The organism is Streptococcus sp. KHUD_016 (assembly GCF_051106465.1).
GTDB lineage: Bacteria > Bacillota > Bacilli > Lactobacillales > Streptococcaceae > Streptococcus.
On record NZ_CP193663.1, the window covers coordinates 763,578 to 789,503 of the forward strand.

General features: G+C 40.1%; 27 protein-coding genes. 26 read left to right on the top strand and 1 reads right to left on the bottom strand.

The features are described 5' to 3' along the window. The first annotated feature begins 8 nt into the window (after nucleotides 1-8). The 22 genes from rpmI to ACORHV_RS03615 all read left to right on the top strand — a co-directional run bounded on the left by rpmI (nucleotide 9) and on the right by ACORHV_RS03615 (nucleotide 21,596). The gene (rpmI, locus tag ACORHV_RS03510; protein WP_001125942.1) at nucleotides 9-209 is read left to right on the top strand and encodes a 50S ribosomal protein L35; all 201 of its coding nucleotides are present in this window, start codon (nucleotides 9-11) and stop codon (nucleotides 207-209) included. A gap of 51 nt (nucleotides 210-260) precedes the next feature. Continuing rightward, nucleotides 261-620, top strand: coding sequence for a 50S ribosomal protein L20 (gene rplT / locus ACORHV_RS03515; protein ID WP_000124830.1), 360 nt, complete (start codon nucleotides 261-263; stop codon nucleotides 618-620). 174 nt (nucleotides 621-794) lie between these two features. Continuing rightward, nucleotides 795-2,459 (top strand): Hsp70 family protein, encoded by a 1,665-nt coding sequence (locus ACORHV_RS03520; RefSeq protein WP_434398825.1) that lies wholly within the window; start codon nucleotides 795-797, stop codon nucleotides 2,457-2,459. Nucleotides 2,460-2,472: 13 nt separating this feature from the next. After that, entirely contained in the window at nucleotides 2,473-5,244 is a 2,772-nt protein-coding gene (locus ACORHV_RS03525) for a J domain-containing protein (RefSeq protein ID WP_001028664.1), read from the top strand. A gap of 97 nt (nucleotides 5,245-5,341) precedes the next feature. Continuing rightward, the gene (gloA, locus tag ACORHV_RS03530; RefSeq protein WP_000157150.1) at nucleotides 5,342-5,722 is read left to right on the top strand and encodes a lactoylglutathione lyase; all 381 of its coding nucleotides are present in this window, start codon (nucleotides 5,342-5,344) and stop codon (nucleotides 5,720-5,722) included. A gap of 247 nt (nucleotides 5,723-5,969) precedes the next feature. Continuing rightward, nucleotides 5,970-6,770: a dihydroorotate dehydrogenase electron transfer subunit gene (locus ACORHV_RS03535; RefSeq protein WP_001070074.1), complete on the top strand. Its 801-nt coding sequence runs from the start codon at nucleotides 5,970-5,972 to the stop codon at nucleotides 6,768-6,770. Beyond that, nucleotides 6,733-7,719 carry a dihydroorotate dehydrogenase gene (locus ACORHV_RS03540; RefSeq protein ID WP_161800715.1) on the top strand — a complete coding sequence of 329 codons (987 nt, stop codon included), beginning with the start codon at nucleotides 6,733-6,735 and terminating at the stop codon, nucleotides 7,717-7,719. Before ACORHV_RS03535 ends, ACORHV_RS03540 begins: the two co-directional genes overlap by 38 nt. A gap of 110 nt (nucleotides 7,720-7,829) precedes the next feature. Continuing rightward, nucleotides 7,830-10,082: a glucosaminidase domain-containing protein gene (locus ACORHV_RS03545; RefSeq protein ID WP_000832906.1), complete on the top strand. Its 2,253-nt coding sequence runs from the start codon at nucleotides 7,830-7,832 to the stop codon at nucleotides 10,080-10,082. 148 nt (nucleotides 10,083-10,230) lie between these two features. Continuing rightward, nucleotides 10,231-11,046, top strand: coding sequence for a hypothetical protein (locus tag ACORHV_RS03550; RefSeq protein WP_000749426.1), 816 nt, complete (start codon nucleotides 10,231-10,233; stop codon nucleotides 11,044-11,046). A gap of 113 nt (nucleotides 11,047-11,159) precedes the next feature. Next, nucleotides 11,160-11,396: a DUF2829 domain-containing protein gene (locus ACORHV_RS03555; RefSeq protein ID WP_000141924.1), complete on the top strand. Its 237-nt coding sequence runs from the start codon at nucleotides 11,160-11,162 to the stop codon at nucleotides 11,394-11,396. After that, nucleotides 11,389-12,087: a 3-oxoacyl-ACP reductase gene (locus tag ACORHV_RS03560; protein ID WP_000198455.1), complete on the top strand. Its 699-nt coding sequence runs from the start codon at nucleotides 11,389-11,391 to the stop codon at nucleotides 12,085-12,087. The genes ACORHV_RS03555 and ACORHV_RS03560 overlap by 8 nt, the downstream gene beginning before the upstream one ends. 10 nt (nucleotides 12,088-12,097) lie before the next feature. Beyond that, nucleotides 12,098-12,577: an NUDIX hydrolase gene (locus ACORHV_RS03565; RefSeq protein ID WP_000403326.1), complete on the top strand. Its 480-nt coding sequence runs from the start codon at nucleotides 12,098-12,100 to the stop codon at nucleotides 12,575-12,577. A gap of 7 nt (nucleotides 12,578-12,584) precedes the next feature. Further along, a complete protein-coding gene (locus ACORHV_RS03570; protein ID WP_000418697.1) occupies nucleotides 12,585-13,313 on the top strand; it encodes a GNAT family N-acetyltransferase in 729 nt (242 codons plus the stop codon). A 41-nt stretch (nucleotides 13,314-13,354) separates the two neighbouring features. Continuing rightward, on the top strand, nucleotides 13,355-14,203 hold the full coding sequence (locus ACORHV_RS03575) for a putative PEP-binding protein (protein ID WP_008276044.1): 849 nt from the start codon (nucleotides 13,355-13,357) through the stop codon (nucleotides 14,201-14,203). Further along, the gene (locus ACORHV_RS03580) at nucleotides 14,200-14,640 is read left to right on the top strand and encodes an ASCH domain-containing protein (RefSeq protein WP_000188825.1); all 441 of its coding nucleotides are present in this window, start codon (nucleotides 14,200-14,202) and stop codon (nucleotides 14,638-14,640) included. The genes ACORHV_RS03575 and ACORHV_RS03580 overlap by 4 nt, the downstream gene beginning before the upstream one ends. 120 nt (nucleotides 14,641-14,760) lie before the next feature. Beyond that, nucleotides 14,761-17,301 carry a M1 family metallopeptidase gene (locus ACORHV_RS03585; protein WP_434398832.1) on the top strand — a complete coding sequence of 847 codons (2,541 nt, stop codon included), beginning with the start codon at nucleotides 14,761-14,763 and terminating at the stop codon, nucleotides 17,299-17,301. Between the two features lie 181 nt (nucleotides 17,302-17,482). After that, the gene (locus tag ACORHV_RS03590; protein WP_049505707.1) at nucleotides 17,483-17,767 is read left to right on the top strand and encodes a helix-turn-helix domain-containing protein; all 285 of its coding nucleotides are present in this window, start codon (nucleotides 17,483-17,485) and stop codon (nucleotides 17,765-17,767) included. Nucleotides 17,768-17,817: 50 nt separating this feature from the next. Continuing rightward, complete coding sequence (locus ACORHV_RS03595; RefSeq protein ID WP_009013481.1) at nucleotides 17,818-18,144, top strand: DMT family transporter; 327 nt, start codon at nucleotides 17,818-17,820, stop codon at nucleotides 18,142-18,144. Nucleotides 18,145-18,158: 14 nt separating this feature from the next. Then, nucleotides 18,159-18,962, top strand: coding sequence for an SDR family NAD(P)-dependent oxidoreductase (locus ACORHV_RS03600; RefSeq protein WP_000502736.1), 804 nt, complete (start codon nucleotides 18,159-18,161; stop codon nucleotides 18,960-18,962). Between the two features lie 271 nt (nucleotides 18,963-19,233). After that, on the top strand, nucleotides 19,234-19,464 hold the full coding sequence (locus ACORHV_RS03605; protein WP_434398835.1) for a hypothetical protein: 231 nt from the start codon (nucleotides 19,234-19,236) through the stop codon (nucleotides 19,462-19,464). Nucleotides 19,465-19,594: 130 nt separating this feature from the next. Further along, nucleotides 19,595-20,269, top strand: a complete 675-nt coding sequence (gene ciaR / locus ACORHV_RS03610; protein WP_000590630.1) for a two-component system response regulator CiaR — start codon at nucleotides 19,595-19,597, stop codon at nucleotides 20,267-20,269. After that, a complete protein-coding gene (locus ACORHV_RS03615) occupies nucleotides 20,259-21,596 on the top strand; it encodes a sensor histidine kinase (protein ID WP_042768396.1) in 1,338 nt (445 codons plus the stop codon). The genes ciaR and ACORHV_RS03615 overlap by 11 nt, the downstream gene beginning before the upstream one ends. Before the next feature lie 64 nt (nucleotides 21,597-21,660). Here the strand turns inward: ACORHV_RS03615 and ACORHV_RS03620 are convergent, their stop codons facing one another. Next, complete coding sequence (locus ACORHV_RS03620; protein WP_049479726.1) at nucleotides 21,661-21,945, bottom strand: DUF3270 domain-containing protein; 285 nt, start codon at nucleotides 21,943-21,945, stop codon at nucleotides 21,661-21,663. A 385-nt stretch (nucleotides 21,946-22,330) separates the two neighbouring features. On the opposite strand from ACORHV_RS03620, the gene ACORHV_RS03625 reads away from it, so the two are divergent. The 4 genes from ACORHV_RS03625 to rpiA all read left to right on the top strand — a co-directional run bounded on the left by ACORHV_RS03625 (nucleotide 22,331) and on the right by rpiA (nucleotide 25,924). Next, nucleotides 22,331-23,386 (top strand): ABC transporter permease, encoded by a 1,056-nt coding sequence (locus ACORHV_RS03625; RefSeq protein ID WP_049479725.1) that lies wholly within the window; start codon nucleotides 22,331-22,333, stop codon nucleotides 23,384-23,386. A 13-nt stretch (nucleotides 23,387-23,399) separates the two neighbouring features. Next, nucleotides 23,400-24,080, top strand: a complete 681-nt coding sequence (locus tag ACORHV_RS03630) for an ABC transporter ATP-binding protein (RefSeq protein WP_000209231.1) — start codon at nucleotides 23,400-23,402, stop codon at nucleotides 24,078-24,080. A gap of 125 nt (nucleotides 24,081-24,205) precedes the next feature. Next, on the top strand, nucleotides 24,206-25,135 hold the full coding sequence (locus ACORHV_RS03635; protein ID WP_434398838.1) for a peptidase U32 family protein: 930 nt from the start codon (nucleotides 24,206-24,208) through the stop codon (nucleotides 25,133-25,135). Between the two features lie 105 nt (nucleotides 25,136-25,240). Beyond that, entirely contained in the window at nucleotides 25,241-25,924 is a 684-nt protein-coding gene (gene rpiA / locus ACORHV_RS03640; RefSeq protein ID WP_247940790.1) for a ribose-5-phosphate isomerase RpiA, read from the top strand. The last annotated feature ends 2 nt before the right edge of the window (nucleotides 25,925-25,926 follow it).

The window sequence follows — 25,926 nt, forward strand, 5'->3', positions numbered from 1 at the left end:
AAAAAATCATGCCAAAACAAAAAACACACCGCGCATCAGCTAAACGTTTCAAACGTACAGGTTCTGGTGGACTTAAACGTTTCCGTGCTTACACTTCTCACCGTTTCCACGGAAAAACTAAGAAACAACGTCGTCATCTTCGTAAAGCATCTATGGTGCATTCAGGAGATTTCAAACGTATCAAAGCAATGCTTACTCGCTTGAAATAATAGCCTAACAGTAAGTAAACAATTCTAGGAAATATTTGGAGGAAATAAAACATGGCACGTGTTAAAGGTGGCGTTGTATCACGCAAACGTCGTAAACGTATTCTTAAATTAGCAAAAGGTTACTATGGAGCTAAACACATCTTGTTCCGTACTGCAAAAGAACAAGTAATGAACTCTTACTACTATGCATACCGTGACCGTCGTCAGAAAAAACGTGACTTCCGTAAATTGTGGATCACTCGTATCAATGCGGCAGCTCGTTTGAACGGACTTTCATACTCACAATTGATGCATGGTTTGAAATTGGCTGAAATCGAAGTTAACCGTAAAATGCTTGCTGACTTGGCTGTTAACGATGCAGCAGCTTTCACAGCTCTTGCAGATGCAGCTAAAGCAAAACTTGGTAAATAATGACAACTGTTTCATTCTTACTCTCGTGGTTTTTACCGCAGGAGTAGGGTGAAACTTTTTTATTTTCCTTAAACGATTTTCGATTTTAAAGAGTAAATCACAGATTTTTTCAAAGAAAATAGGATATTTCCTGTATAATAGGTATATCTAAAAAAGATTTGGAGTTAGAAGAAGATGATAGTAGGTATTGATTTAGGAACGACTAATTCTTTAGTGGGGGTTTATCAAGATGGTCAAATCAAGCTGATTCCCAATGCTTTTGGTGAGTATTTGACTCCATCTGTTGTGGCTTTAGATGACAATGATGAGATTATAGTTGGAAAAATTGCCAAGGAACGCTTGGTGACTCACCCAGATAAGACGGTTTCACAATTCAAGCGTTTTATGGGGACTAAACATGAGTTGACCCTAGGAAATCGAGCATATAAGGCTGAAGAATTAAGCTCTTTTATCATTCGAAAGTTGGTAGACGATGCAGAGACCTATCTTGGAGAAAAGGTCGAGGAAGTGATTGTCAGTGTACCAGCTTATTTCAACGATGCTCAACGCTATGCGACCAAACTAGCAGGGAAATTTGCTGGAGTTCAGATTGATCGGATTATCAATGAGCCTTCCGCAGCTGCTCTTGCTAAAAGATCTATGGTAAACCAGGAAGATCAATCTTTTATTGTAGTCGATTTTGGTGGTGGAACTCTAGACATTTCAGTTGTGGAGCTTTTTGATAATATCGTTGAAATCGTGTCAATCGCAGGGGACAATCGCTTGGGGGGAGAAGACTTTACTGCGGCTATTGCTGAGGAATTTTTAGTCTCCAATCAATTAACCAAGGATACTATTTCCCGTGAATTTTATAGCAAAATTTTGGTACAGGCTGAAAAGACAAAGCTGGAACTGAATGATAAAGAAGAAGTGAAGATGACAGTGATGGACCAAGATCAGGAATACTCTTTAGACTTGAGCTACCAGCGCTTTTATGAGCTTTGTCAACCGCTGCTAGCACGTGTTAAGGCTGTTTTGGACCGTGCCTTGATGGACGCACGCTATAGCTATGTGTCTTCTGATAATTTTGTTCTTGTTGGTGGGACTTCGAAACTCCACTTGGTTCAGGACTTTTTATCCTACTGTATCAATCAAATGGTGCAGGTATCTGATGATCCCGATCGGATGATTGCGCGAGGTTGTGCCCTTTTAGCAGGAATCAAAGAACGCCAGGGTGAGATACGAGATTTATTACTGTCTGATATTTGCCCTTTTACACTGGGGATAGAAATAGTTGGTGACCGCTTTTCGCCGATTATTGAGCGAAATTCTACCCTGCCTGCTTCACGCATCGAACAGTACTATACGGCTGAATTGGGACAGAGTCAAGTCAAGATAAAGGTCTATCAAGGTGAGATGATGAAGGCATCACAAAATCTGTTTCTAGGAGAATTAGAAGTTCCCGTCCCTGTGAATACTCGAGTAAATGAAGGTTTCACAGTTCGATTTACCTATGATTTAAATGGGATTTTGGATGTCGAAGTGAAAATTGATTCAACACAGGAAGTCTTTAGTCATGTTATTCTCCAAGATAGTGTTACTCTGACAGAAAAGGAAATCAAGGCTAAGCAAGCAGAGTTGACTCGCTATAAGATCAATGCTCAAGAAACAGAGGTTTATCGCTTCTTGATTGAAAAAGCGAATCGCGTGTACAGTATGCTCTTGGGGAGAAGAAGAGATGAGCTAATGGCTGAAACAAGACGATTTGAAGAAGAGGTCAGCCAAGCATCTATGTATCATTTGCCAAAACTCTATCAATCATTTTCAAACTATCTAGACTTCCTAGAGCGAGGACTGTAAAAGAGGAGACCTTATGAATATATGGGAAACTTTAGGGATAGAGCCAACGACTGACGTCAAGCTTATTAGAAGGCGTTATGCTGAACTGGTTCGGCTCTATCACCCAGAAGACCAACCAGAAATTTACCAAGAAATTGTTGAAGCTTACCAAAAAGCCTTGACTTATGCGAGATATAAAAATACAAGACCAGAAAATAGTCTAAGAAAAGCGAGTGACTCTCAAGAAGCTACTGAACTTGAAGAAGAGGCGAATGAAAAACCTAACTCTAGTCTCAACTTTGAAAACTTGACTGAAAAAACGAAGACTGAGAACGAAGAGTCTGAAAGATCTGGTCTTGATTTCAGTGATTATCAGCAATCGACTGATAAAACCAGCGATTCCTTTAACTTTGAAACCTTTAAAGCAGAAGAGAATGAGCAAAAGTCCACCCTTGACTTTAGTGACTATGATGAGGAAGTTCAGCTAAATGGAGATTCTGAAGAAAGAGCTAAGAATACCCTCAACTTTGAAACGTTTGGTGACGAAGAGAACCAAGGGCAAGAAGGAATAACAAGGTCTACTCTTGACTTTAGTGGTTATAATGAAGAAACTTATCTGATTCGAAATGCGATTGAAAGTATTGTTGGAAATGACGGTTATAACCAAGAGGAACAAGAGCATCTATGGCGTCAGTTCTTTCATCAGTATCAGTATGATATGGACATTGTTCAATCCGTTTTAGAGGAAATGGATGTTTATATTTTTAATAAACCAGAGCAATTCTCTATCCTCATTCCCTTGCTGGAAGATTATATACCTGACTTCCGACACTGGGGCTATTACTATAAATTGAAGTATTGGAAAGTTAAAAGAGCTATAGCAGAAGAGGAAGGCAGTTCGCTTGAAAGCGCACATGAAGCCACTGAAGAATTCTATTATTCTTATCAACTTTGCCAAGAAATTCTCCAAGATTTTAACAAAGCAAATCAATTGAGCTCCTGGATAGAGTTTTTCAAGCACCCTTATTTGGCCTTTATGGTCTTAGATCAAGTAAATCAGAATCGTCAGATAATCAAGAGTGTGCCCGTTTTAACCTATATCCTGGAAAAAAACCGACAAGTCATATTTGAAGAGGATTATCCACTCTTGAACGACTTGGCTGATTACTTAGAGGAAGTAAAAGAGGAGCTGGGAGAAAACGTTGACTTTAGTCATTACACTCTAGATAATCCGGATGAAGTTGAGGCAGCCTTCTATGAGTTGCTCCATGCTCACTATGAAGACGAGTATAAACTGTTACGTGATTGGCAATACCTTTTTGAATCAGTCAAAGATCACACGCTCCTACTTGATTTGTTAGAAAAGGTGGACGTCTATCCTTTAACCAATGCGAAAGTGTTAGCCCTTGTTTTCCAATTTGTGGAGCGTTATAGTGATGAGGAATCAAATCCTTACCTGAAGAAACTTCATTTCTGGAAGAGTATCCATTCTTATCCTTCAGTGGTAGAGGAGTATGCACTTAACAAAAAAGAAAATTTTGATTACTGGTACAATGAAGGTTATCTTTATATAGATAAGCTCACCAAGAGCGATGAAGATATCAATGATTGGGAAAAGTGGAGAAGCTACTTTAAAGGAAGACCACGCATTCTAACGATTTTGCTTCAACAAATCTATAAGGAGTACCATCGGTTTACAGATGGCAAGCTCTTGAGATATGTTTTGGCTCCTTTTCCTACTTCTAAAATGGCTCCCCAAATGATGACGGAGGAGACAGACCAGAAACTAGAAGAGATGACAGCTTATGCTTATGAACTTAGTCATCCAAAGGCCAAGCTCTCTTATTTGGATTGGAAAAAAAGACAGGTATTTAATAATAAGTTTCTTCAGATTTTCTCTGGTCTCTTTACGATTGTATGTTTGCTACTCAGTATTATAGAGCGACCTGGTTATAATTCATGGGTTCATGCGGGCATGTTTTCACTCTTTTACGTCTATATGCTAAAATTAAGGAAAACACCGATTGAGGAGGGAGTGACTGCTAGAGGAGAAAAACGGAAATTCTACTACAGTCCTCATCCATGGTTCCTATTAATCTTGTTATTAATCCTCGTCATTCCATCCTTACCATTTGGTCTCATTGGTGCCCTTATGTTCATTACATTTTTCAGCTTCATCGATGGTTTCCAAGTGAGTCAGGGGCTGAAGTGGGATTATTCTTTGGAGAAGCTGATTCCTATCGGTATCTTTCTTTCTGCTGGTTTTCTTTCTGCTTTGGTAAATCAAAGCCAGACTATTTCAGGAGTTGCAACAGCCTACTTCCATATTTTTGCAATCCTTGTGATTTGCTTGTCTTTTACAAGATTCAGTCCTGGATTTCCACCATCTCTGAAGAAAATTTTCATACCAGCAATCTTGGGAATCCTACTCTTTCAAACGTTGCCATATATTCACAGCCGTTTAGATATCTTTGATCCAACTATTCTACGAAATGAAACACTGGCTATAACTGTTATCCTCTTGTTAAATGGAATTGCCTTATCTTATTTTACAAAGGAACAAGGCTTCATGATTGGTGTGAAGAAGGTCTTTATGATTTATGGATTGCAGATCTTTATTTTCCTAAGAAGACTGTTCCGAATCCTATTTGCACCAAATTCAGTTTTCGGTAATAACTATCATTACAAAGACTTACTAATCATGAACAGCGAATTTACGTTCTACTTCCTCGAGGGACTTTTTGTCCTGATCATGCTTTTCCTTATTCGCAATATACGCAAGGAAAATCGTAAAAGTGCTGCTTAGAATGAAAGCGTAGAGAAGAGGACTCTGGTTCAAGTTTCTAGTAAATTTTCCTGAATAAAGGTATAATAGAACTATTAAAACGAAAGAGGTAATGAAAATGGCTTCAAAAATGCTACACACTTGCTTGCGAGTAGAAAACCTTGAAAAATCAATCGCTTTTTATCAAGATGCTTTTGGATTTAAAGAATTGCGTCGCAGAGATTTTCCAGATCATGCTTTCACCATTGTCTATCTAGGACTTGAGGGGGATGACTATGAGTTGGAGTTGACCTATAACTATGATCACGGTCCTTACGTGGTAGGAGATGGCTTCGCCCATATCGCCCTCAGTACACCTGACCTTGAGGCCCTACATCAAGAACATAGCGCTAAAGGCTATGAGGTGACAGCTCCTAATGGACTTCCAGGAACTCAACCAAACTATTACTTTGTCAAGGATCCTGACGGTTACAAGGTCGAAGTCATTCGTGAAAAATAATCCAGTGAAGTCAAGTAGAATGTTCGTTTTCTACTTGACTTTTTTTCTTTGAAAGAGTATACTAATACAAATTTAACCTTTAAGGGGAGTCCAGAGAGACTCACAAGGTGTCAGATAAAAGGGATAAGGGGACTCTCTGTGGAGACTTTTTAAGTGTGCGCATGAGTTCTAGCCTAACCCAACTGAGGCCTTGCATTAGCAAGGCCTTTTCTTTATCTGGTCCCCTTAAATTTAAGGAGGAAAAGTCATGAATCCCACATGTAAGAAGCGTTTGGGTGCCATTCGTTTGGAAACCATGAAGGTGGTCGCACAAGAGGAAATTGCGCCAGCAATCTTTGAATTAGTCCTAGAAGGGGAGATGGTTGAAGCCATGCGAGCCGGCCAATTTCTTCATCTGCGTGTGCCTGATGACGCCCATCTCTTGCGCCGCCCTATTTCAATTTCGTCTATTGACAAAGCAAACAAGCAGTGTCACCTTATTTATCGGATTGAGGGGGCTGGGACAGCTATTTTTTCAACCTTAAGTCAGGGAGATACTCTTGATGTGATGGGACCTCAGGGAAATGGTTTTGACTTGTCTGACCTAGACGACCAGAGTCAAGTCCTCCTCGTTGGTGGTGGGATTGGTGTTCCACCCTTGCTAGAAGTAGCCAAGGAATTGCATGCGCGTGGGGTGACAGTAGTGACAGTCCTCGGTTTTGCGACTAAGGATGCTGTTATTCTCGAAACCGAATTGGCCCGATATGGTCAGGTCTTTGTAACGACAGATGATGGTTCTTATGGCATCAAGGGAAATGTTTCTGTTGTTATCAATGATTTAGACAGTCAATTTGATGCGGTTTACTCATGTGGTGCTCCGGGAATGATGAAGTATATCAATCAAACCTTTTATGATCATCCAAGAGCCTATCTATCTCTAGAATCTCGTATGGCTTGTGGGATGGGAGCTTGCTATGCCTGCGTTCTAAAAGTGCCAGATAGTGAGACCGTCAGCCAACGCGTCTGTGAAGATGGCCCTGTTTTTCGCACAGGAACAGTTGTATTATAAGGAGAAAGTCATGACTAACAAACGTTTACAAGTTTCTCTACCGGGCTTGGATTTGAAAAATCCCATCATTCCAGCATCAGGCTGTTTTGGTTTCGGCCAAGAGTATGCCAAATACTATGATTTAGACCTTTTAGGCTCCATTATGATCAAGGCGACGACACTTGAACCCCGTTTTGGGAATCCTACTCCCAGGGTGGCAGAAACGCCTGCAGGTATGCTCAATGCAATCGGTTTACAAAATCCAGGTTTAGAAGCTGTTTTAGCTGAAAAGTTGCCTTGGCTGGAAAGAGAATATCCTTCGCTTCCCATCATCGCCAATGTAGCAGGCTTTTCAAAACAAGAGTACGCTGCCGTTTCTCAGGGGATTTCCAAGGCTACAAATGTAAAAGCTATCGAGCTCAATATCTCTTGTCCGAATGTGGATCACGGCAATCATGGACTTTTGATTGGGCAAGATCCTGACTTGGCTTATGAAGTGGTAAAGGCAGCTGTGGAAGCCTCTGATGTGCCAGTTTATGTTAAATTAACCCCTAGTGTAACGGATGTTGTCACCATCGCCAAAGCCGCAGAAGATGCAGGGGCAAGTGGCCTAACCATGATCAATACCCTTGTCGGTATGCGCTTTGACCTTAAAACCAGAAAACCAATCCTAGCCAATGGAACAGGTGGAATGTCTGGACCAGCAGTCTTTCCAGTAGCCCTCAAACTCATCCGCCAAGTCGCCCAAACAACCGACCTTCCCATCATTGGAATGGGAGGAGTGGATTCTGCTGAAGCAGCGCTAGAAATGTATCTGGCTGGTGCCTCTGCTATCGGAGTTGGAACAGCCAATTTTACCAATCCATATGCCTGTCCTGATATTATTGAAAATTTACCAAAAGTCATGGATAAATACGGCATTAGCAGTCTAGAAAATCTCCGTCAGGAAGTCAAAGCCAATCTGAGATAAGCTAGGTCTTCCTTATCGTCAACAAGAAATAGAATCTTCATCAATTTGTAATATTTCCGTCGATTAACTATGTTACAATAGGGTTTAGAAAACGTTATTGGAGCATTTAAATGAAACGATGGAAAGTGGCCCTAGTAAGTGCTGGCTTATTGGGGTGTTTTTTTACTGTAGTGGAGACAGCAAAAGCAGAAGAGGGGACTTGGCAAGGAAAGACCTACCTCAAAGCAGACGGGAAACCAGCAACCAAGCAATGGCTTTTTGACCAAACGCATCAGAACTGGTTTTATCTTAAAGATAATGGTCAACGTGCAGAAAATGGCTGGTTGACAGTTGGTGGTAAAGATTACTATTTTAACGAAGCTGGAAAATTAGCTACGAAAACGTGGGTTGGCCAGTACTATGTGACTGAAAGTGGTGCTAAAGCAAAGGAACAGTGGGTATTTAATCAGGAAAAAGAATCCTGGTATTATCTAAAGTCTGATGGTCAGAAAGCTCAAAAAGAATGGATTCAACAAGGTCAAGAAAAATATTACCTTAAAGAAGACGGGAAAATGGCCAAAGATGAGTGGATCACTCAAGGTGAGAACCAGTACTACATCAATTCACAAGGTAAAATGCTGAAAAATGCTTGGCTTGGTAAAAGCTATATATCAGAAAATGGTAATAAGGTTAAACAAGCCTGGATTTATGATGACAACTATAGCAGTTGGTTCTACCTTCAACAAGATGGTACCTATGCTGAAAATAGGTGGTTAACTATAGATGGGAAGGACTACCATTTTAAATCAGGCGGTTATCTTTCTACTGAACGTTGGATTGATCGCTTCTATGTTGCGAAGAGTGGAGCTAAATTGAAATCGGAATGGCTCTTTGATAAGAATTATGATGCTTGGTTTTACTTGAAAGCTGACGGAACCTATGCCGAAAAAGGCTGGGAAACGATTAAAGAAAAAGATTACCATTTCAAATCAGGCGGTTATCTTTCTACCGAGCGCTGGATAGATCGCTTCTATGTTGCGAAGAGTGGAGCTAAATTGAAATCGGAATGGCTCTTTGACAAGAATTATAACTCTTGGTTTTACTTGAAAGCTGACGGAACCTATGCTGAAAAAGGTTGGCAAACCATCAAAGGCAAGGATTACCATTTCAAATCAGGCGGCTACCTCTCTATGGAAACTTGGATTGACCGCAGTTATGTGACGAGCAGTGGAGCAAAAGCTGGCAAAGGGTGGCTCTTTGACAAGAATTATAACTCTTGGTTCTATATCAACTCTGATGGAAATTATGCCAATAAAGAATGGCTCTGGGATAATGGTTACTACTATCTCAAATCTGGTGGTTATATGGCTGCGAGTGAGTGGGTATGGTACAAGAACAACTGGTTCTACCTCAAGTCAAATGGAAAGATGGCTGAGAAAGAATTAATCTACGATTCATCCGACCAATCATGGTATTACCTTAAATCAGGCGGTTATATGGCAAAAAATGAAACTGTGGATGGTCATACCTTGGATGCTTCTGGTAGATGGCATGTTGCGGATAAAACCAAATATTACAAAGTTAAACCAATCACTGCCTATGTCTATAGTGCATCTGGAGAAATCTTGAGTTACATTAACCAAGGAAGCATTGTTTCACTGGATAGCTCGACGCGAAAAGGCGGCCGACTTGCAGTTTCGATTTCTGGCTTGTCTGGCTATATGAATCAAAGTGATTTGACAGCAGTAGATGAAGGTAGCGAGTTTATCCCTCATTATACTAGTGATGGGAAATTCCTCTACCATGAACTCTCTCCATATACGAGTATCAAAGTAGCTCCACACACCTCTGCTATGGTTATTGGTAAGAAGTACTACTCAACTGATGGAGAGCACTTTGATGGCTTTACCATTAAAAATCCTTTCCTCTATAAAAACTTAAGAGAACCAAGTAATTATAGTGCAGCTGAATTGGATAAACTGTATTCGATGATGAACTTGCAGGATAGTCCTCTAGCAGGTAAAGGAGCGACTTTCAAAGAAGCTGAGGAACGCTACGGTGTCAATGCCCTTTACTTGATGGCACATAGCGCTCTTGAAAGTGCGTGGGGACGTAGTCAAATTGCCAGAGATAAGAACAACTTCTTTGGTATTGCTGCTTATGATACTAGCCCATATCTCTCAGCCAAGAGCTTTGATAATGTGGACAAAGGAATTCTTGGAGCGGCCAAGTGGATTCGTGAAAATTACATTGACTATGGTAGAGACCACCTTGGAAACAAGGCAACTGGAATGAATGTTCGCTATGCTTCCGATCCGTACTGGGGTGAGAAGATAGCCAGCATCATGATGACCATCAACAGCAAACTTGGTGGGAAAGACTAATCAAAAGAAATCAACGGTAACTACTGAGAAGTGGTTATCGTTTTTGTATATCTGGCAATAAGTTGATTCTATAGCTTTTTAAACTTGAAATTTTTAAAACAATATATTAAAATATAGAAGAGATTGCTTATAAATTAAGGAGTTTAAAATGAAGAAATCAATGATTGTTGGGCTTATTACTTTTATTGCTTTAGGTTTGGCAACAGGATACTATTTCTTATCCTATGTGCCTCATCAAGCTGTTGTAACTAAGTTTGAAGATGTAGTAAAGGATTTAAATGAAAAGAATAAAGAAGTTGAAGATCAAATAGCTGAGGCTGAAAAGGTTATTGAGAATAATGAAGAACCTCTTGATTCTAAGACATTGGAAGAATTGAAATCAACTATAAAGGATAGCAAAGATTCACTTCGTAAAGAACCAGAAATGGAGAAAGCGACTGCTAAGATTGAGAAGCAAATTGAAGAATTAAGTCAACCATTAGATTATAGTGAAACAAAAAAGAATTTGTCTGAAAAATTGACTCACTATCAAAATAGCATTCTTCAATTAAAACAAATTACAAATCCTTCTAGTTCTTTTATTGAAGAAAGACTCAAAGAAATTGAATCAATTACTGGAGTACAATCTGTTACGGAGGATAATGACCCTAATAAAAAATTAAATAAACAAGGAGGATATACAGCGTCTGTATATTTCGTTGACAAGCAAGTGAATGAATCTGTAGAAGGCTCAGATATTGTTCAAAAAGGTAATGATGCTGGTGGAAATATAGAAGTTTATAAGACAAAAGAAGATGCAGAAAAGCGCAATACTTATATTAGTGCTTTTGATGGAACTGCTTTAAATCCGGGATCCCACTATGTTTATGGAACCATATTAATTCGCACTTCGCACCATTTAACAGGAGCGCAACAGAAAGAACTGACTGAGAAAATCTACAATAAATTAATTGAACTGAAATAATTAAAAAATTGGATAGCTATTTGTTTTATTGAACTAAGATACAGTCAAAAAGCCGTTGGAAAACGGTTTTTTGTTATAATTAAATGAAGAATGTAGCATTAAAGGAGAACAACATGACTTTTGAAGAAATCCTGCCTGGGTTAAAGGACAAGAAAAAATATGTACGAACTGGTTGGGGAGGGGCTGAAAACTATGTCCAACTCTTTGACACTATCGAGCAAAACGGGGTTGCACTTGAAGTGACGCCTTATTTCCTCATCAACGTGTCTGGAGAAGGGGAAGGTTTTTCCATGTGGAGCCCGACACCTTGTGATGTTTTGGCGACGGATTGGGTAGAAGTGCATGACTAGACGTGTATTGATTACGGGAGTGAGTTCAGGGATTGGTCTGGCTCAAGCCCGACTCTTTTTAGAGAAGGGGTATCAAGTATATGGAGTGGACCAAGGTGAAAATCCACTCTTAGAGGGTGATTTCTACTTTTTACAGAGAGATTTGACCTTGGACTTGAAACCTGTTTTTGACTGGTGCCCTCGGGTGGATGTTTTGTGCAATACTGCAGGAGTTTTGGATGCTTACAAACCCTTATTGGAACAATCAGCGCAGGAAATTCAAGAGATTTTTGAAATCAACTACGTGACTCCTGTTGAGTTGACTCGGCATTATTTTACACAAATGTTGGAAAATAAAAAAGGAATCATCATCAATATGTGTTCGATTGCTTCAAGTCTAGCTGGCGGAGGTGGTCACGCCTATACCTCGTCTAAGCACGCCTTAGCTGGCTTTACCAAGCAGTTGGCTCTAGACTATGCTGAGACTGGTATTCAGGTCTTTGGGATTGCTCCAGGGGCAGTCAAGACAGCTATGACCGCTGCGGACTTTGAACCCGGTGGATTAGCAGACTGGGTAGCTAGTGAAACGCCAATCAAGCGCTGGATTGAGCCAGAGGAAGTAGCAGAGATTAGCCTTTTCTTAGCAAGTGGAAAAGCGAGCGCCATGCAAGGACAAATCCTGACCATTGATGGTGGTTGGAGTTTGAAGTAGGAGGAGTTGAATGGAAATCAAAAAACACTTTGGAGTCTATGCTGTTTGCTTTGAAAATGGGAAGTTACTCTGCATTGAAAAAACGAGAGGCCCTTATCAACATCGTTATGATCTACCTGGTGGTAGTCAGCAACTTGATGAAGGATTGACGGAAACGCTGATTAGAGAAGTTATGGAAGAGACGGGCTTTACTGTTAGAAACTACTCCAATCCTCGAATCTACGATGTTTTCGTCAGGGAAGAGTTAAAAAATTTTATGGTTCACCATATCATGGCATTTTATGATATTGAGGTCAACGAGAAGGAAGCTCAAGTTACGATTTCGGAAGTTGTCTCTGATGGTGCGAATGATTCGCTCGGATATGTTTGGATGGATATTCAAGAGATCACAGAAAAAAATGCTTCGCCCTTAGTCTTGAAGGTTAAGTCTGAATTATTAGGATTTCCAGAGCTGGACAAGACCTTGTATATGAATTGGAAGGTGAAGTAGGGGGATAATGGAACTATTTAAAACATGGAAGAAAAATATGGTTCTTTATGGTCTTAAATCTCAAATCGGAACTGTCTACCGAAACAGTGATAGGACAACAAGCTTTTATGATGTTGGAAATTTTCTATACCTAGCAGGGGAGTTGGATTCCAGATTTTGGGAAGATTTTGTTAGGAAATACGGTTTAGATTATAAGATTATTATTTCAGAAGATACTAATTGGCAAGATTTTCTACATCGGAAAGTGGAGCTAAATTCTTTTACTCGCTATTCTTTTAAAGATAAGGCAAATTTTCAAGTTGAATTTCTAAATGGTCTAGTTACTCACTTAGAGGAAGATTACAATATTGTGCCTATTGATAATCATATTTATAACTGCTTTTCTGAGGAAGAATGGTCACAAGATTTACAGGGGGATTTTGAGTCCTATCAGGATTTTGTTTTAAAGGGTGGATTTGGCTTTGTGATTCTTAAAAATAATGAACTGATTGCTGGGATTTCCTCAGGGTTAGTTTACCGTGGAGCAGTTGAAGTGGAAGTTGCAACTAGACCAAACGAACAAGGAAATGGATTTGCTAAAAAGCTTGGTGCTACAATGATTCTGGAGAGTTTAAATAGAGATATGTTTCCACTTTGGGATGCTCATAACGAGGCTTCCAAAAAAGTAGCAGAATTTTTAGGATATGAGTTATTTGAACCTTATGAAGCTTTTGAACTAGAGGAAGGTATCATATAATGATATCTGATATTGTATGTTTTAAGACGAGGTGAATGGCTATGCAAAACCAACTTGCTCTTAGTGGCGAACAAATTGTTGAAAAAGTTTACCCTCAATTATTGCATCATGTTGGTATGATTCGTGGGGAATATTTGTTGAGAGAGCTTAATCAAAACATCCTATTAGCAAGTTGTCAGCAATTTGTAAAAGATTATCTAGATACCATTTGCTCCTTGTACTCAGATGAAGAGGTTTGGTATCGTTTTTCAGAGTTAACAAATACAGAAGCTAATTGTTTAGAGGGGACTAAAGAGCATTTTGATGAAAATCATCCCTTGTTTGGTTATAGAGGAACTAGGCGCTTGCTGGCGTGTCCTGAAGAATTTCAGGCTGAAGCACATGTCGTTACAGAAGTTTATCAAACAAATCCCAATCTGTCTGTTATTTTTCCTTTTATCAATGATGCTGAGCAGTTAAAACAAGCTATTAGAGTATTGCGTGAGCATGGTTTTACTGGAAAAGTCGGCACAATGATTGAGTTACCGTCAGCTTATTTTGACTTGGACAGGATACTGGAAACTGGTATTTCAAAGATTGTAGTTGGAATGAATGATTTGACTTCTTTTGTTTTTGCGACTGTGAGAAATAGTCAATGGCATGATATGGAAAGTCCAATAATGTTAGATATGCTGAGAGATATGCAGGATAAAGCAAGGATGAAAAAGATTGACTTTGCTGTAGCAGGCTATCTGAATGCTTCTTTCATACAAAAAATGAATCAGACGGGTATCAAGTGTATTATCCACTACAGTTCTATTCCAGAGATTTTTAATTTAGAGATTGATCATCCAGACCATCTCAAACGTATAAAAGAAGTAAGTAAAAAATTACAAAGGAGCAAACTATGACACCGCAAGAAATGTGGAATATTTACAAGCAAATTAACCCCACGATTGGAGATGAGATAGATGCCTGGGCTTTTGGAGTGGAAGCAGATCTCTTGGCCGACTTGGTTCTAAGAGGCGAAAAGACTGCAACCGCCTCAGCTTACGACCTCTACGCACTAGAAGACGAACCTCTTCCACAAGAAGGGACCTTCGATGTCATTTTAGACAGTCAAGATCAGGCTGTCTGCATTGTCGAAATTACCAAGGTCTCCGTTCAGCCTTTTCATCAAGTTTCTGCCGACCATGCCTATAAGGAAGGGGAAGGTGACAAATCCCTAGCCTATTGGCGTCAGGTTCATGAGGATTTTTTCACCGAGTGGATGAGGGAAACCGGACTGACTTTTACTCCTGACAGCAAGGTTGTTTTAGAAGAATTTCGCAAAGTCTACCCACTCTAGACTGCAGAAGGAAGAAAGTTTTGGAAATCACCGTCCAATCCTTTTTTCTTAAGCAAAACATGATATAATAAGTTTGTTTGAAGAAGAGTAAAACTCTTAAACTTAGAATAGGAGAAAACTATGCAAGCAGTAGAACATTTTATTACGCAATTTGTTCCTGAACACTATGATTTATTTTTAGACTTGAGTCGTGAGACCAAGACCTTTTCTGGGAAGGTGACCATCACTGGTCAAGCACAGAGTGACCGTATTTCCCTTCACCAAAAAGACTTGGAAATCGCTTCTGTAGAAGTTGCGGGTCAAGCTCGTCCATTTACAGTTGACCATGACAATGAAGCCCTTCATATCGAATTGGCTGAGGCTGGTCAAGTTGAATTGGTCATTGCTTTTTCAGGAAAAATTACAGACAACATGACAGGGATTTACCCTTCTTACTACACAGTTGATGGTATCAAGAAGGAAGTCTTGTCTACTCAGTTTGAAAGCCATTTTGCGCGTGAAGCCTTCCCATGTGTGGATGAGCCTGAAGCCAAAGCAACTTTTGACCTCGCTCTACGTTTTGACCAAGCAGAAGGTGAAGTGGCCTTGTCAAATATGCCTGAAATCGATGTGGAAAACCGCAAGGAAACAGGCATCTGGAAGTTTGAAACGACACCTCGCATGTCTTCTTACTTGTTGGCTTTTGTCGCTGGTGATTTGCAAGGGGTGACCGCTAAAACTAAAAACGGTACCCTCGTAGGTGTTTACTCAACCAAAGCCCATCCACTATCTAACCTTGATTTCTCATTAGACATCGCCGTTCGCTCAATCGAGTTTTACGAAGATTACTACGGAGTTAAGTATCCAATTCCTCAATCGCTCCACATCGCCCTTCCTGACTTCTCAGCAGGTGCCATGGAAAACTGGGGTCTTGTGACTTACCGTGAAGTTTACTTGGTTGTGGATGAGAACTCAACCTTTGCTAGCCGTCAACAAGTTGCCCTAGTTGTAGCACATGAGTTGGCTCACCAATGGTTTGGAAACCTCGTGACTATGAAATGGTGGGATGACCTTTGGCTTAATGAAAGCTTCGCTAACATGATGGAATACGTCTGTGTGGATGCCATCGAGCCAAGTTGGAATATCTTTGAAGACTTCCAAACAGGTGGTGTTCCAGCTGCGCTTAAACGCGATGCGACGGATGGCGTTCAGTCTGTTCACGTTGAAGTTAAACACCCAGATGAAATCAATACCCTCTTTGATGGCGCTATCGTCTATGCCAAAGGAAGCCGTCTCATGCACATGCTTCGCCGTTGGCTCGGTGATGCGGATTTCGCTAAAGGCTTGCATGCTTACTTTGAAAAACATCAATACAGCAATACCATTGGTCGAGACCTTTGGAATGCTCTCGGACAAGCATCAGGACGTGATGTTGCAGCCTTCATGGATTCTTGGTTGGAACAACCTGGATACCCAGTTCTCACTGTCAAAGTTGAAAATGACGTCTTGAAGATTTCGCAAAAACAATTCTTCATCGGTGAGCATGAAGACAAGAACCGCCTCTGGGTAGTGCCACTCAACAGCAACTGGAAAGGTCTACCAGATACACTTGAAACTGAAAGTATCGAAATTCCTGGCTACGCCGCTCTTCTTGCTGAAAATAAAGGAGCCCTTCGTCTCAACACTGAAAATACTGCCCACTACATTACAGACTATCAAGGAGACTTGTTAGAAGCTGTTCTTGCTGAGCTAGAAACACTTGATAATACAAGCAAACTACAAATCGTTCAAGAACGTCGTTTGTTGGCTGAAGCGGGTTACATTTCTTATGCAGACTTGCTCCCAGTCCTTGATAAACTTGCTAAGGAAGAATCTTACCTTGTCGTTTCAGCTGTTTCTCAAGTGATTTCTGCCCTTGAGCGCTTTATTGATGAAGGAACAGATGCTGAAACAGCCTTCAAATCACTGGTTGCTAAATTGGCTCGTCACAACTATGACCGTCTTGGCTTTGAAGCCAAAGATGGAGAATCAGATGAGGATGAATTGGTTCGTCAGTTGACCATTTCCATGATGATTCGCTCCAATGATGCAGAAGCTAGTCAAGTCGCTAGCCAAATCTTTGCAGCTCATAAGGAGAACCTTGCAGGACTTCCAGCAGCCATCCGTGCACAAGTTCTCATCAATGAGATGAAACACCATGAGACCAAGGACTTGGTCGCAACTTATCTGGACCTCTACACTCATGCCACAGATGCTGTTTTCAAACGCCAGTTGGCAGCTGCTCTAGCCTACAGTACAGATGCTGACAATATCCAAACCTTGATTAGTTCGTGGAAGGATAAGTTTGTTGTGAAACCACAAGACTTGTCTGCTTGGTATTACCAGTTCCTAGATCATCAAACAACTCAAGAAACTGTTTGGGTATGGGCGCGTGAAAACTGGGAGTGGATCAAGGCAGCTCTTGGTGGGGATATGAGCTTTGATAGCTTTGTTATCCTACCTGCCCATGTATTTAAGACAGAGCAACGCTTGGCAGAGTACAAGGAATTCTTTGAGCCACAACTCTCTGACCTTGCTCTTAGCCGTAACATTCGCATGGGGATCAAGGATATCGCAGCGCGTGTTGATTTGATTAAGCGTGAAAAAGCAGCAGTAGAAAAGGTTTTGAAAGCAAGTAAGTAATAGATAAAAAACAGCGGATCTTGCAATCTGCTGTTTTTTGGAAGTCAGTATAAAGTGTCCATCCTGAAAATCGTGTTATAATAGCAATGTCAAAGAAATTTTACCTAGAATTGTATAGGATGTTAAAGAATTTCGTCTAGCCAATTCGTGAAGAAAAGAATAATATAAAGAGGAAATGCAGATGTTAGGAAAACAATTAAAATTATTTAGAGAACAAAATGGCTACAGTCAGAATCAAATAGCAGAATGTCTGGGGACGACTCGTCAAACTATCTCAAATTGGGAAAATGATAAAACAATTATAGATAGTCATAGTTTGATTCGCTTAGCTGATTTTTATCAGATCTCTTTAGATGAGTTATGTGGACGAAAAAAGATTCCTGTTTACAAGAATTCAAAGATCAAGTCTATGATTTTAGCTAATGCTTGTACACTTTGGACCTGCTTCGCTTCCACTCATCGCTAAATCAATTGTTTTCCGACTAGCTTTTCAATTCTATTGATTCTAGGAGGACAATGATGTCTTACGTTTATTTAACTCTTGCTATTGTATCTGAAATAGCTGCCACAAGTCTGTTAAAACTGTCGCAAGGTTTTTCGAAAATGCTTTTTGGGATTCTTGCTTTAGTTTTGTATGGCTTGTGTTTTTTCTTTCTATCTTTGTCTTTGAAAGGCATACAACTAAATCTAGTCTATGCTATTTGGTCTGGTGTTGGTTTGGTTGGAACAACTGTGCTATCTATTTTGCTTTTTCATGAAAAAGTAACGTTCGCAAGTCTCTTGGGAATTGCTTTAGTTATTGTGGGGCTTGTTATATTAAACCTATCACAAAAGGTTCACTAATGAGGTAGTATGTTATGGGTGACAATTATTTTAAGAATAAAAGAGTCGTTATTATTGGTGCCAGTGGAAATTTGGGACAAGCCTATACACAAGCTTTTTTTCAAGCAGGTGCTCATTTATTTCTTTTAGGTCGCAATATGAATAAATTAGCCAGTTTTTCTGAGAATATTGCTTCCAAGATTCCGATTTGCTCAGTAGATATAACGAATGAAACTTCTATTAAAGTTGCAGTGTCTGAAGTTCAAAAGTGGTCGGGTAATATAGATATTGTTATTAATGCAACGGGATTTGATGTACGAAAATCTTTATTATCTCACTCTGAGGAGGAGATCAATCAAACTATGACGATTAACCTAATAGGGGCTATCCTTGTCAGCAAACATTTTTTACCTTTGTTAAAAAATCAAAAAGGAGCAACCATTGTGCATTCAGGAGGTTTTGCAGATGGTAGGCTGGCCTTCCCCTATTATAGTGTAGATGTGGCGAGCCGCGCCGGACTTTTTTCTTTTATCGAATCAATGAACCGAGAATTAATACAGGAGCAGAAAAAGATGCATATAACTTATTTTTGCCCCAATGCAGCAGACACACCATCAGAAAAGCCTTATCATCCAGTTTGGAGAGAAATGGGGATCTCTATATCAAGTACAAATCAAGTAACCCAAGCTTTACTTAAAGGTATAAAATCTCGTAAAAGAGTGATTTTGATGGGACAAGGTACAAAGATTTTTACAACATTAAACCTTCTATCCCCAGCAATAGCGGATTATCTTTTACTGAGACGATACGGTCGTATTTTAAAAAAATATTTTGGATAAATTTTCTATTATTTTTCTAAGAATTTTCTCATCTTTTAGTATTCTTTAAGAAAAAATAATTAAGATGTATGTAGCCTAAAGAAAGGATGTGGTGAATTTATGAAGTAGAGCTTCTTCATTTTTTCACAGAAACTTAAAGCAGAAAGAAAGAAAAATATAGAATGAATAAAGAGAAAATGATTGTTGTAGAAAAAGCACCAAGTGGAGGCTATCAGTAGTAGCAAGTGGTTCTTTAGTGGTCGGCTTGCTTGGTGGTTATATATTCGGTTCTTTGACTCAAAAATCAACAAATCAGCAGTCGACCGTTCAAACATCGAAAACCCAGCAAGATAATCAAGATGGCAATAATATGCAAAGTCACGGTGGACAGCCGCCGCAAGGAAATAATAATCAAGAAGGCGGTAGCAATTCTAAGAAGAAACCAGCCAATGCAGATGGAAGTACGAAGGCCAAGGATATCAATTCTAACCAAAATAATGAAGAAAACACTACAAAATCTTAATCCATTTGTTAAAGCCATGATATAATAATTAAAGAATTATACTAAGATCCAAAAAATGATACAAAAATTCTTTATTTTATAATAACCTTAGATGAAGCTGATTAGTATCTTATAGCAGGAGGAGAACAAGATGATTAAGATTTTACTAGTAGAAGACGACTTAGGGTTGTCAAACTCAGTATTTGACTTTTTAGATGATTTTGCAGATGTCATGCAGGTTTTTGATGGAGAAGAAGGTCTCTACGAAGCTGAAAGTGGCGTCTATGACTTGATTTTGCTTGACCTGATGTTGCCTGAAAAAAATGGCTTCCAAGTCTTGAAAGAGTTGCGCGAAAAAGGAATCACGACACCAGTCCTTATCATGACCGCTAAGGAAAGTTTGGATGACAAGGGACATGGTTTTGAGTTGGGAGCGGATGACTACCTCACCAAACCTTTCTATCTAGAAGAACTCAAAATGCGGATCCAAGCCCTTCTCAAGCGTTCAGGTAAGTTCAACGAAAACACCTTGACCTATGGAGATATTGTCGTCAACCTTTCAACGAATGAAGTGAAAGTGGAAGATACTCCTGTGGAACTACTCGGAAAAGAGTTTGAGTTATTGGTTTATTTCCTTCAAAATCAAAATGTCATTCTTCCCAAGACGCAAATTTTTGACCGTCTATGGGGGTTTGATAGCGATACGACGATTTCCGTTGTAGAAGTCTATGTCTCAAAAGTTCGTAAGAAATTGAAGGGAACAGCCTTTGCTGAAAATCTTCAAACTTTGCGTAGTGTCGGGTATATTTTAAAAGATGTTCAATAAACTAAAAAAAACATGGTATGCGGATGATTTCAGCTATTTCATTCGAAACTTTGGAGTGTTCACCCTGATCTTCTCTGCGATGACCTTGATTATCCTCCAGGTCATGCACTCGAGTCTCTATACTTCTGTAGATGAAAAACTCCAAGCCCTTAGTAGCAGTCCCCAAGCGGTTATCCAGTTAGCCTTGAATCGGGCGACTGAAGAGGTCAAGGATATTCAACCAGCAACAGCGGATGCCAACAAGGCTGAAATCAAGCCCAATGTCAGCTCCAATACGGAAGTCTTGCTCTTTGACAAGGATTTTAACCAACTCTTACTGGGCAATCGCTTTTTAGGATTGGATAAGATTAAGCTGGACAAGAAAGAGTTGAATCACATTCGTCAAATCCAAGTTGTCAATAGCTACGGTCAGGAAGAAACCTATCGGATGATCTTGATGGAAACCAATTCGTCTTCCGTCTCGAGTAACGTCAAGTATGCAGCGGTTTTAATCAATACCAGCCAGCTCGAGCAAATCAGCCAAAACCATGAGCATTTAATTGTTGTAGTCATGGCTAGTTTCTGGCTCCTGTCTTTAATTGCCAGTGTTTACTTGGCACGTGTCAGTGTCAAACCCTTGCTGGAAAGCATGCAAAAGCAGAAGTCCTTTGTCGAAAATGCCAGTCACGAACTGAGAACGCCTTTGGCCGTTTTACAAAATCGGTTAGAGAATCTCTTTCGAAAACCAGAGGCAACGATTATGGAATCCAGCGAAAGTATTGCTTCGAGCCTTGAAGAAGTTCGCAACATGCGTTTCCTCACGACCAATCTTCTCAACCTTGCACGTCGCGATGATGGAATTAAACCAGAAATAGCAGAAGTATCACCACAGTTCTTTAAGACGACCTTTGCTAACTATGAGTTGATTGCTTCTGAAAATGATCGTATTTTTGAGTATGAAAATCGGATTTATCGTCCTTTCATGACCGATCAGTTGCTCCTAAAACAGCTCATGACCATCTTGTTTGACAATGCCATCAAGTATACCGAAGAAGATGGGAAAATTGAGTTCGTAGTTCATGCTACAGATCGCCACCTCTATCTAACAGTAACGGATAACGGAATTGGGATCTCAGCTGCCGATAAGAAGAAAATCTTTGACCGCTTTTATCGTGTAGACAAGGCGAGAACCCGTCAGAAAGGCGGTTTTGGTCTAGGACTATCTTTGGCCAAGCAGATCGTAGATGCCTTACGAGGAACGATTAGCGTAAAAGATAACAAACCTAGAGGAACAATTTTTGAAGTTAAGATCGCTATTCAATCTCCTTCAAAACGTAAGAATAAATAAAAAAGACAGTTATATAACTGTCTTTTTTGATAACTAGAAAAGAGGCTGGTAGTAGTACCAACCTTTATTTTGAAAATTTTCGTTTGATTATCTTTCTTTGAAGTTGTAAAAGGGCGAAACTAAGACCCATTGCAGCAACAAATGATAAAGCTGTGTTCAATTTTAAGGCTAAAAAGATAAAACTAAACAGTGCCATAAAAATACAGAAACAAGCGATATTTACAAAAAATAAAATCTCTTTTAGGTTAGGGCCGACTGGGGCTTCAGGTGTGTAATCTTGGTAAAGCGGAGTTTGTTTCGATTCGGGGGCTTGTTCAAACTCATAAGCTTCTAGTTTTCTTGCGGACATGATTCTCTCCTTAACAGTACATAACTATTTTATCATTTTTTATGCAGAGAATTATTACAGGATTGTTACAAAACTACTAAAGTCTCTTATCATCTTCTAAGTCACTCTTCTTGACACCCACTAGAGAAAGTGATAGCATGGATGTTACACTTAAAACAGATGACCTGACTTTCTCTATTATAAATATACTGAGAAAGGAAAGGATAACTTATATAAATTGATAGCAAGCTGAGGCTTTTTCCTAAGATGATTTGTTAAGTTGCTACCTGGATACTTTTGAAAAGTATTGTTAGGAGTTGTTTTGAATGGATGGAAGGACAGAGATTCTGTCTATTGGACTGGGTGGCCTTCTTGCTACCTCTGGGAAAAGTAAAAGGAGATAAGCATGTATCTTGCTATCAAAGAGATATTACGAAACAAACTTCGATATAGTTTGATCTTAACGACCATTTTTCTTATCGCTTTTATGGTCTTTTTTATGACCAGTCTAGCTCTCGGTCTTGTGCGAAACAACCGGGCCGCTATTGATAATTGGCAAGCAACGGGTGTCGTTTTATCCGACTACGCAAATGATAATTTGACAGCATCCTTTATTCCTGAAAAGGACTACAAGGATAAGAGTTCTGAAGAGGCTGCTCCCCTGGGCTATATGTTCGCTGTAACCAATCTAGTCGATGGTAGTGAAAAGGTCAATGTTTCCATTTTTGCTCAAGACTGGGACGCTTTTATCTCTCCTAGTTTGACGGAAGGTCGTTATCCTGAAGGAGATGATGAGGTTGTCGTGGACCAGTCTTTTGAGAACTATGGGATGAAGCTAGGCGATGCCATTCAGCTCAATGGAAGCGATTCAAGTTACAAGATTGTAGGCCTGACTCAAGGAAATAAATTTTTCACCGAGCCTGTTGTCTTTACGAGTCTGACAACTTATTGGACCTTACAAGGAACCTTGAAAGCCAATCGTTCCATCTCTGCCTTGGTATTGAAAAATGACATAGAAGTGACTGGCGACGGACTGAAACAGATTTCCATTCCAAAAATGATATCGAAAATCCCTGGTTACACACCTCAGGTGAATGTATTTTCAGGAATGATTCTTGCTATGATTGTTATCACTGGATTGATTGTGGGGATTTTTGTTTATATCATTACCATCCAAAAACTAGGTCTTTATGGAATAATGCGAGCTCAAGGGATACAGATCAAAACCATTGTATGGTCTCTGTTCTGTCAAATCTTCCTCCTAGCTGGTATGGGGATTGCTTTAGCCTTGCTGGCAATCGGAGGAGTGATTTTAGTCTTACCAGCTACCTTCTTTTTCTATCCAAGTTGGATAGCCTATTCTGTCCTAAGTTTGGTAATTTCCTTGATGGCCCTTCTAGGTGGTGTCATTTCACTTCCACGCTTGCTAAAGGTGGACCCGATTACTGCGATTGCAGAGTGATAAGGAGAATAGTATGACAACATTGATAGAAATGAATCAAGTGACAAAAACTTACGGGGAAGGAAAGATGAAAGTCGTAGCCCTGCATGAGACGAATTTTCAGCTAAATGCGGGAGAGTTCGTAGCTATCGTTGGGCCCTCTGGCTCTGGAAAGACGACCTTTCTAACAACTCTAGGACAACTTCAGGAAGCATCGAGTGGAAAGATTCTAGTCAAAGGGAAGGAAACAGGCAGTTTGACGGAGAAGGAAAAAACAGATCTCCGTTTTAGAGAGTTTGGTTTCATTCTCCAGGCTTCAAACTTAATTCCTTTTCTAACGGTCAAGGAACAGCTGGATTTGATAGACAGACTAGATAAGGGAAAAAATAGTAAAAGTGACCGAAAAGAGCTGTTTGACTTGTTGGATTTGGAAAAAGTTCAAAATCATTATCCCAAAGCTCTATCGGGTGGCGAACGTCAGCGTGCCGCGATTGCTAGAGCGCTCTATAACAATCCAAGCATTGTGCTTGCAGATGAGCCGACAGCCAGTCTTGACACTGAGCGTGCCTACCAAGTAACGGAGATGCTGGCTGCCATTGCCCATGAACAAGGTAGAGGAGTTGTTATGATTACGCATGACACTCGTCTTCTTGATAAGGTTGATCGTATTTATGTCATGAACGATGGCCACCTAGTTGAAGAAACACATGCATAAAATAGAGTGAATGGTACAAGTTACTGTTCACTTTTTTGATTGGGAAAGATAGAAACAAGTTTAACTTTTTGTGAAACTCTCAGTAACCATAGCTGATTTTTGAGAAATGTGGTATAATTTTTCTTATGGAAAAGATTATTATTACAGCAACTGCTGAAAGTATTGAACAAGTTGAACAGTTACTAGAAGCTGGCGTAGACCGTATCTACGTTGGTGAGAAAGATTTTGGACTTCGTCTGCCAACAACCTTTAGCTATGAAGAGTTACGCACCATCGCTCAGTTGGTTCATGAAGCAGGTAAGGAATTGATTGTTGCAGTTAATGCCCTCATGCACCAAGATATGATGGACCGTATCAAGCCTTTCCTAGACTTCTTGGAAGAGATCAAGACAGACTATATTACAGTAGGAGATGCAGGTGTCTTTTACGTAGTCAACCGTGATGGCTATTCCTTTAAGACCATCTACGATGCTTCAACCATGGTGACAAGCAGTCGTCAGATTAACTTCTGGGGTCAAAAGGCAGGTGCTTCTGAGGCGGTCTTGGCGCGTGAAATTCCATCTGCTGAACTCTTCAAGATGCCTGAGATTTTGGAAATTCCTGCTGAAGTGTTGGTTTATGGAGCTAGTGTCATTCACCATTCTAAGCGTCCGCTCTTGCAAAACTACTATAACTTCACGCACATCGATGATGAAAAGACACGTAAACGTGACCTCTTCTTGGCTGAACCAAGTGACCCAGAGAGCCATTATTCCATCTTTGAAGACAATCATGGTACCCACATCTTTGCAAATAACGACCTTGATTTGATGACCAAATTGACAGAACTAGTGGAGCATGGCTTTACTCACTGGAAACTCGAAGGGCTTTACACACCTGGTCAGAATTTTGTAGAAATTGCTAAACTTTTTATTCAAGCGCGTGGCTTGATCCAAGAGGGAAATTTCAGCCATGACCAAGCTTTCTTGTTAGATGAGGAAGTGCGCAAGTTACACCCCAAAAACCGTTTTCTCGATACAGGATTCTATGATTACGATCCGGATATGGTTAAATAGGACACCAAAACCCGAAATAAAAATGTTCGGGTTTTTCCAGTGTATCCATGAAATAAAAACGGATACATGTTATAATAAAAATAGCTCTTTAATGGAGGTGTTTAAGTGGAGAATCTGAAAAAGATGGCAGGTATCAAGGCTGCTGAGTTTGTCAAGGATGGTATGGTTGTTGGACTCGGTACTGGATCAACTGCCTACTATTTCGTAGAAGAAATCGGTCGTCGGATTAAGGAAGAAGGTTTGCAGATTACTGCAGTGACGACTTCCAGTGTGACTAGTAAACAGGCTGAGGATCTGAACATCCCGCTCAAGTCGATTGATCAAGTAGACTTGGTCGATGTGACGGTTGACGGGGCGGATGAAGTAGATAGTCAGTTCAACGGGATCAAAGGTGGTGGTGGTGCCCTTCTGATGGAGAAGGTTGTCGCAACGCCCTCAAAAGAATACATTTGGGTGGTGGATGAAAGCAAACTGGTAGAGAAACTAGGTGCTTTTAAATTGCCTGTGGAAGTGGTTCAGTATGGCGCAGAACAGGTCTTTCGTCGGTTTGAGCGAGCTGGTTACAAACCAAGTTTCCGTGAAAAAGATGGCCAACGTTTTGTGACCGATATGCAGAACTTTATCATTGACCTAGCCTTGGATGTCATTGAAGATCCGATTGCTTTCGGACAAGAATTGGACCATGTCGTTGGTGTCGTAGAGCATGGCTTGTTCAACCAAATGGTGGATAAGGTCATCGTAGCGGGACGAGATGGTGTTCAGATTTTAACTTCAACAAAAGCAAACTAATC

Excerpts from the sequence above, each read along its gene's own strand:
- rpmI (WP_001125942.1), top strand. The coding sequence starts at position 9 with ATGCCAAAACAAAAAACACACCGCGCATCAGCTAAACGTTTCAAACGT.
- rplT (WP_000124830.1), top strand. The coding sequence starts at position 261 with ATGGCACGTGTTAAAGGTGGCGTTGTATCACGCAAACGTCGTAAACGT.
- ACORHV_RS03520 (WP_434398825.1), top strand. The coding sequence starts at position 795 with ATGATAGTAGGTATTGATTTAGGAACGACTAATTCTTTAGTGGGGGTT.
- ACORHV_RS03525 (WP_001028664.1), top strand. The coding sequence starts at position 2,473 with ATGAATATATGGGAAACTTTAGGGATAGAGCCAACGACTGACGTCAAG.
- gloA (WP_000157150.1), top strand. The coding sequence starts at position 5,342 with ATGGCTTCAAAAATGCTACACACTTGCTTGCGAGTAGAAAACCTTGAA.
- ACORHV_RS03535 (WP_001070074.1), top strand. The coding sequence starts at position 5,970 with ATGAATCCCACATGTAAGAAGCGTTTGGGTGCCATTCGTTTGGAAACC.
- ACORHV_RS03540 (WP_161800715.1), top strand. The coding sequence starts at position 6,733 with ATGGCCCTGTTTTTCGCACAGGAACAGTTGTATTATAAGGAGAAAGTC.
- ACORHV_RS03545 (WP_000832906.1), top strand. The coding sequence starts at position 7,830 with ATGAAACGATGGAAAGTGGCCCTAGTAAGTGCTGGCTTATTGGGGTGT.
- ACORHV_RS03550 (WP_000749426.1), top strand. The coding sequence starts at position 10,231 with ATGAAGAAATCAATGATTGTTGGGCTTATTACTTTTATTGCTTTAGGT.
- ACORHV_RS03555 (WP_000141924.1), top strand. The coding sequence starts at position 11,160 with ATGACTTTTGAAGAAATCCTGCCTGGGTTAAAGGACAAGAAAAAATAT.
- ACORHV_RS03560 (WP_000198455.1), top strand. The coding sequence starts at position 11,389 with ATGACTAGACGTGTATTGATTACGGGAGTGAGTTCAGGGATTGGTCTG.
- ACORHV_RS03565 (WP_000403326.1), top strand. The coding sequence starts at position 12,098 with ATGGAAATCAAAAAACACTTTGGAGTCTATGCTGTTTGCTTTGAAAAT.
- ACORHV_RS03570 (WP_000418697.1), top strand. The coding sequence starts at position 12,585 with ATGGAACTATTTAAAACATGGAAGAAAAATATGGTTCTTTATGGTCTT.
- ACORHV_RS03575 (WP_008276044.1), top strand. The coding sequence starts at position 13,355 with ATGCAAAACCAACTTGCTCTTAGTGGCGAACAAATTGTTGAAAAAGTT.
- ACORHV_RS03580 (WP_000188825.1), top strand. The coding sequence starts at position 14,200 with ATGACACCGCAAGAAATGTGGAATATTTACAAGCAAATTAACCCCACG.
- ACORHV_RS03585 (WP_434398832.1), top strand. The coding sequence starts at position 14,761 with ATGCAAGCAGTAGAACATTTTATTACGCAATTTGTTCCTGAACACTAT.
- ACORHV_RS03590 (WP_049505707.1), top strand. The coding sequence starts at position 17,483 with ATGTTAGGAAAACAATTAAAATTATTTAGAGAACAAAATGGCTACAGT.
- ACORHV_RS03595 (WP_009013481.1), top strand. The coding sequence starts at position 17,818 with ATGATGTCTTACGTTTATTTAACTCTTGCTATTGTATCTGAAATAGCT.
- ACORHV_RS03600 (WP_000502736.1), top strand. The coding sequence starts at position 18,159 with ATGGGTGACAATTATTTTAAGAATAAAAGAGTCGTTATTATTGGTGCC.
- ciaR (WP_000590630.1), top strand. The coding sequence starts at position 19,595 with ATGATTAAGATTTTACTAGTAGAAGACGACTTAGGGTTGTCAAACTCA.
- ACORHV_RS03615 (WP_042768396.1), top strand. The coding sequence starts at position 20,259 with ATGTTCAATAAACTAAAAAAAACATGGTATGCGGATGATTTCAGCTAT.
- ACORHV_RS03620 (WP_049479726.1), bottom strand. The coding sequence starts at position 21,945 with ATGTCCGCAAGAAAACTAGAAGCTTATGAGTTTGAACAAGCCCCCGAA.
- ACORHV_RS03625 (WP_049479725.1), top strand. The coding sequence starts at position 22,331 with ATGTATCTTGCTATCAAAGAGATATTACGAAACAAACTTCGATATAGT.
- ACORHV_RS03630 (WP_000209231.1), top strand. The coding sequence starts at position 23,400 with ATGACAACATTGATAGAAATGAATCAAGTGACAAAAACTTACGGGGAA.
- ACORHV_RS03635 (WP_434398838.1), top strand. The coding sequence starts at position 24,206 with ATGGAAAAGATTATTATTACAGCAACTGCTGAAAGTATTGAACAAGTT.